The 5,859-nt window shown below is 72.9% G+C and carries 5 protein-coding genes; 3 read left to right on the top strand and 2 right to left on the bottom strand.

Annotated features, from left to right (window positions below):
- A partial coding sequence (locus ABD211_RS33565; RefSeq protein ID WP_344140634.1) for an aminotransferase class I/II-fold pyridoxal phosphate-dependent enzyme occupies window positions 1-894 on the bottom strand: 894 nt, incomplete at its 3' end.
- Window positions 895-951: 57 nt separating this feature from the next.
- Here ABD211_RS33565 and bioB point away from each other — a divergent pair.
- Together bioB and bsaP are read left to right on the top strand one after the other, a co-directional pair.
- Window positions 952-1,947, top strand: a complete 996-nt coding sequence (gene bioB, locus ABD211_RS33560; RefSeq protein ID WP_344140632.1) for a biotin synthase BioB — start codon at window positions 952-954, stop codon at window positions 1,945-1,947.
- Window positions 1,944-2,162: a biotin synthase auxiliary protein BsaP gene (bsaP, locus tag ABD211_RS33555; protein ID WP_344140631.1), complete on the top strand. Its 219-nt coding sequence runs from the start codon at window positions 1,944-1,946 to the stop codon at window positions 2,160-2,162. Before bioB ends, bsaP begins: the two co-directional genes overlap by 4 nt.
- Before the next feature lie 324 nt (window positions 2,163-2,486).
- Here the strand turns inward: bsaP and ABD211_RS33550 are convergent, their stop codons facing one another.
- The gene (locus tag ABD211_RS33550) at window positions 2,487-4,391 is read right to left on the bottom strand and encodes an RICIN domain-containing protein (protein ID WP_344140629.1); all 1,905 of its coding nucleotides are present in this window, start codon (window positions 4,389-4,391) and stop codon (window positions 2,487-2,489) included.
- Window positions 4,392-4,645: 254 nt separating this feature from the next.
- Here ABD211_RS33550 and ABD211_RS33545 point away from each other — a divergent pair.
- Window positions 4,646-5,859, top strand: a 1,214-nt coding sequence (locus ABD211_RS33545; protein WP_344140627.1) for an AAA family ATPase, incomplete at its 3' end; no start/stop codon positions are given.

Here is a 5,859-nt window from a genome sequence, read left to right as displayed (position 1 = left end):
CGCCGTCGCGGCGCGGGCGGCGAGCTCGGCTCGCAGCGCCGCGCCCTCCGGGCCGCGGATCACCGTCAGGGCCGCGTGGGCGCCGGTGGCCACCGCGGGCGGCAGGGCCGTGTCGAAGATGAAGGTACGGCCGGTGTCGACCAGGTGCGCGATCAGCTGCTCCGGACCCGCGACCACGCCGGCCGCCGCGCCGAACGCCTTCGACAGGGTGGCCGTCACGACGACGTCCGGCTCCCCGGTCAGGCCGGCGGCGGCCACCCCGCCCGCGCCGGCCGGGCCGAGCAGGCCGGCCGCGTGGGCGTCGTCGACCAGCAGCAGGGCGCCGTGCCGGCGCGTCACCTCGTGCAGGGCGGGCAGGTCGGCCAGGTCGCCGTCGACGGAGAAGACCGACTCGGTGACGACGAGCGCCGGCCGGCCCGGGTGCGCCGCGAGCGCCGCCGCCACCGCCGCCACGTCGGCGTGCGGCGTGACCACCGTTTCCGCGCCGGTCGCGCGGATGCCGTCGATGAGCGACGCGTGGTTGTGCGCGTCGCTGACGACCAGCGTGCGGGGCTGGGTCAGCGCGCGCACCGCGCCGAGGTTGGCCAGGTAGCCCGACGAGAACACCAGCGCCGCGTGGGTGCCGAGCCAGGCGGCGAGCGACTCCTCCAGCTCCGCGTGGGCGGTCGTGGAGCCGCAGACCAGGCGCGAACCCGCCGCTCCCAGCCCGTACTCGAAGAGGGCCTTGGCCGACGCGGACAGGATGTCGGGGTGCCGGCTCAACCCCAGGTAGTCGTTGCCCGCCAGGTCGATCAGGCGGTCCTCCGGGGCGCGCGGGCGCAGCTCGCGGCGCAGCCCGGCGCGTTCGCGCAGGTCAGCCTTGTGAGCCAGGGTGGCGAGCCAGTCCTGGGACACCGTGCGGCACCCCCTCGGTTGTAGAGATTCAACAGACGTCCTTGTAGGGTACGTCCCATGTCGAAGATCCTTGAGCAGGCCAGGGCGCAGGTGCTGGAGAACGGCGTCGGGCTCGACGAGGCGGGCGTCCTCGAGGTCCTGCGGCTGCCGGACGAGGATCTGGCGGCCGCCCTGCAGCTCGCGCACGAGGTGCGGATGCGCTGGTGCGGGCCGGAGGTCGAGGTCGAGGGCATCGTCTCGCTCAAGACGGGCGGCTGTCCGGAGGACTGCCACTTCTGCTCGCAGTCGGGGCTGTTCACCTCGCCCGTACGCGCCGTGTGGCTCGACATCCCGTCGCTGGTCAAGGCCGCCAAGCAGACGGCCGAGACGGGCGCGACGGAGTTCTGCATCGTGGCCGCCGTGCGCGGGCCCGACGCCCGGCTGATGAAGCAGCTGCGCGAGGGCGTCGACGCGATCCGCGCCGAGGTCGACATCCAGATCGCCGCGTCGCTGGGCATGCTCACCCAGGAGCAGGTCGACGAGCTGGTCGGGATGGGCGTGCACCGGTACAACCACAATCTGGAGACGGCGCGGTCCTTCTTCCCTCAGGTCGTGACGACGCACACCTGGGAGGAGCGGTTCGACACGCTGCGGATGGTGCGCGAGTCCGGCATGGAGGTGTGCTGCGGCGGCATCCTCGGGCTCGGCGAGACCATCGAGCAGCGGGCGGAGTTCGCGTTCCAGTTGGCGCAGCTGCAGCCGCACGAGGTGCCGCTGAACTTCCTCAACCCCCGGCCCGGCACGCCGATGGGCCAGCAGCCGGTCGTCGAGCCGCGCGACGCGCTGCGCGCCATCGCGGCGTTCCGCCTCGCGCTGCCGAAGACCATCCTGCGCTTCGCGGGCGGTCGGGAGATCACGCTGGGCGACCTCGGCACCCGCGACGGACTGCTGGGTGGGGTGAACGCGGTCATCGTGGGCAACTACCTCACGACGCTGGGGCGGCCCGCGGGCGACGACCTCGCCCTGCTGGCGGAGCTCTCGATGCCGGTCAAGGCGCTCTCGGCGGCGCTGTGAGCGCGGACGCCCGGCCTGCGCCGACAGACGCCGGTGCGGCGTGGTGCGACCGGTGCGGCGGGGCGGTGTCCGACGGTTCCCACGTGGAGTGCGCCACCGCGCGGGGTCTTGAGCCGCCGCGCTACTGCGTCGCGTGCCGGCGCCGGATGAAGGTCCAGGTGCTGCCGGCCGGCTGGTCAGCCACGTGCGTCGAGCACGGCACTCTCACGTCGTAGACGCGCGGCCCGCGACGCCGACTCCTCCGGCGGCGCCGCTCGCCTCCCACCCAGCGCCCTCACCGAGCACCGGATATTTCGGATATTTCCGGGCGTTGGCGTTGACCGCCAACCGTCCTCAGTGGATTCGTGGGCGATCGTCGGGCCCAGAGCACCACAAACCGCCACGAATCCATCGTGGATGCCGGGCGGAGCGGGCCACTATGGATTCATGCGGGATTGTTGCCCCCAGGAGGGCACCAAGCCCGCACGGATCTACAGTGGATGATCGACAGCGGTGCCGGCCGGGCCCGCGAGCGGCTGCGCCGCCCGCGGGCTCGCACGCTAGTTCGGGGCGTGGATCTTGTCGGCCGAGTTCTGGGCGAAGTTGCGGAACGGCACGTCGATACTGGCCCGGTCCGCGGCATGGTTGCCGGAGAGGTACTGCTTGATGGCGCCCGGGAACGTCGACGTACTGAACCGGGTGCCGAACACGTTGGTGTAGATGGTGGTCGGCCCCGTATTGCGGACGACGAACCGGGTCGGGCTGATCACCCGGAACGCCCCGTTGAACGGCGACGACGGCGAGTCGAACGCGATCTTCTTGCCGGTGCGTTCCGTCGTGCGGCGCACCAGGTCGCACAGCCGGCCCTCGGCGCCCGAGTAGCACAGGTCGATCGGCCGACGGATCTTGTTTGCGGAGTCCGGGTCGAAGAACCGGCTCGGGTTGGCCACGAACGCGATCGTGAACAGCTCGAACTGCGCGAGCTTGCCCTGGTTACGGGCGAACGAGGCCATCGTCCAGATCTCTGACATGTCCCCGATGTCCTTCGACCCGTCGAGCACGTCCGCGGCACAGACGGAGTCCGGGATGAACCGGCCCGTGAACCCGCCCCCGTCCGGGGAGTTCGACGGCGTCACCGGGCCGACATTCTTGATCTCGCGCTGGTCGGCGTCGCAGTCCCGGTTGACCGTGAACCCGCCCGGGTGGCCCAGCGGCAGCAGCACGTTGTACCGGGCCTCGGTCACCGCGCCGTTGTCCTTGTACTTGCACGTGCCGTGGAACAGCAGCTCGTGCAGGTTGTTGGTGAGCGCGTCAGGCGAGTGGGTGCCCTGGTGGAACTTCATCAGCACGTCGCACGTCTTGACGGTCGCCCCGTCACGGCTCTCCTTCGCGGCGATGTTGTTGCCCACCGAGACCTTGTGGCCCACGTGGTCCTCGTCGCGCTGCTTGGCCGGGTCGCTCGGCGCCAACTGCTCGTTGGTGTACCCGAACGGGAACCAGCCCGTCTGCCTCCACAGGTCGGCGGTGCGCGGGTCGTGCCCGTGCTCGTGGCCGAACGAGCACCCGGACGAGTGCCGCGGCGGGTGCCACGTCGGGTACACCTTGCCGTCGGGGCCGTACTCCCAGTACCGGGCGTGGATCTGCCACGAGCACTCGCCGGACCTCGGCTGGTACCCCTTGTCCTTGACGCCGGTGATCAGCGCGTAGGCCCGGCTGAACTTCGCCCCGGACGGCGGCAACGCCTTGCCCCACAGAGGGTTCGTGGCGACCGTGGCGCCGCCGGAGGCCGGCGCCGTCGGCGGGGCCGGGGGCGAGGCGACCGGCGCGCCGCTGGGCGACGGCGTGCCGGACGGCGCGGCGGAGGAGCCACCGGGCGTGGTGCCCAGCCAGGACGGGCTCGGCGTCGACGCGGGGGCGCCGGCGAGGCGCCAGATCTGGTTGCCGGCGCTGGCCGGGTCGCCGCAGTCCCATTGCAGGACGCCGGCCCCGTCGGCGTCGCCGCCGGCGTACACGTCGGCGCACTTGCCGGAGTAGCGGGACACGAGCATGAAGGCGCGCGGGAAGTCGGGCACCGCCTGCAGTCCGAACTCCTGGCTGGGCGTGCGCCCGCACGCGGCGGCCTGCGTCAGCGGGGTGCCGTTGTCGGTGCGGCCGTGGGCGATGTCGACGCAGGCGCCCGTGGACTCGTTGCGGATCTCGTAGGAGCCGCCGCCCAGCCGGGTGAAGGAGAAGCGCTGGGTCGCGGAGTCGGCGCACGCCTGCTGGTTGAGGTCGACGCCGTCGGCGTGGGCACCGCCCGGGGCGGTGAGGCACTTCTCGGAGTGCAGGGCGACGAGCGTGCTCACGAAGTCCGGCCCGGCCGTGGTGCGCAGCAACGCGTATCCCCCGACCGCGGCTCCGAGGAGGGCCACGCCCGCGAGGGCCGTCAACAGGGGGCCGCGCCTGGACCGGGTGGCTGCTCTCATGACTGTCATCCGCTCACGTGAGTGGTGCAGGAACATCATGGATGCTTATCAATCCCGCAACCTACCAGTGACAGAAGCTAAGTAAAGACCGAAATGCGCGATAGTACGACTACACCGCGTCAACCGGCCCGCCATTGATGTGAGTACCCGCATCTATTACGGTGATTTCGTGTGATCCGGCCCCGGCACCGGATCACTTGTGGACCTGGGGGATCGCACTGGCGACCGACGACCCTGCCCACCGACCGGCACGGTTGGCCGGCCGCACCGACGTCCTGTCCGCCATTGAGGCGAGGCTCGACGCGGGTGGCGGCGTCGTCCTTACCGGACCGAGCGGCATCGGCAAGACCGCCATCCTCGATGCCGTGGGCGACGCGGCCCACGGGCGTGGCGAGTGCGTCCTGCGGGTCGCCGGCGCGCCGACCGAGCGGTGGGTCTCGTTCTCCGCGCTCAGCGACCTGCTCACGCAGCTGCCCCCCGGCACGGCGCTGCCCGGCCCGCTCGCGGACCTCGCCGCAGCGGTCGCGGACCCGCCCGACCTGCGGCTGCGGCTGGCCTGGCACGAGCTGCTCAGCGCCTGCGGGCAGCGCGGTCCGGTGCTGGTGCTCATCGACGACGCACAGTGGATAGACGCGGCCAGCGCCCAGGTGATCGGCTACGCGGCCCGCCGCACCAGCAACCCGAACATCCGGGCCGTGGTGGCCCAGCGCTGGCCCGAGTCCGCCGGCTTCTCCGCCGAACGCGCCCCCGGCCTGCACCCCCGCGCCGGCAACCTCACCCCGCCGCCGGTGACCGAGCTGACCGTGCCGCCGCTGCGCGCCGACGACCTGGCCGAGCTGCTCGCCGCGCACGGCCTGCCGTACCGGGCCGCCGGGCGGTTGTACGCGGACAGCGGCGGCAACCCGTACCTGGCCCTCGCGCTGGCCGGCGCGTTCCTCGACCGGGGCAGCGGGTGGCGGTCCGTCCCGCTGCCGGAGCGGGTCCGCACGATGCTGCGCGATCGCGTCTACGGCCTGCCGCTGGGCGTCCGGGACACGCTGCTCGTCGCCGCGCTGGCCACCCGGCCGACGCTCGCGCAGCTGCGGCTCGCGGGACGCCGCGACGCCGACCGCGAGATCCGCCTGGCCGAACAGGCCGGTCTGGTCACTGTGGACGGAGGGCTGGTCCGGTTCACCCCGTCGGTGGCGGCGACGGTCGTCGCGGACACGGCGAGCCAGCACCGCCGCGCGGGTATCCACCACCGGCTGGCGAGCGTGGCCACCGACCCGGTCGAGGCGACCCGGCACCGGGCGCTGGCCGGGGACTTCCCGGACGCCGACGCGGCCCGGTCCCTCGTCGCCGCCGCCGAGGCGGCCCAGGCCCGGGGCGCGCGCGGGCTCGTCGCGGACCTGTACCTGCTGGCCGCCGACCGTACTCCCCCGGAGCTGCACCGCCAGCGCCTGGACTGGCTCGTGGCCGCCGCCGAGGC

This window comes from Luedemannella flava (assembly GCF_039528515.1).
GTDB classification, from domain to species: Bacteria; Actinomycetota; Actinomycetes; order Mycobacteriales; family Micromonosporaceae; genus Luedemannella; species Luedemannella flava.
The sequence above is the reverse complement of the archived record's forward strand: the minus strand, read 5'-3'. Positions and strand labels throughout refer to the sequence as shown.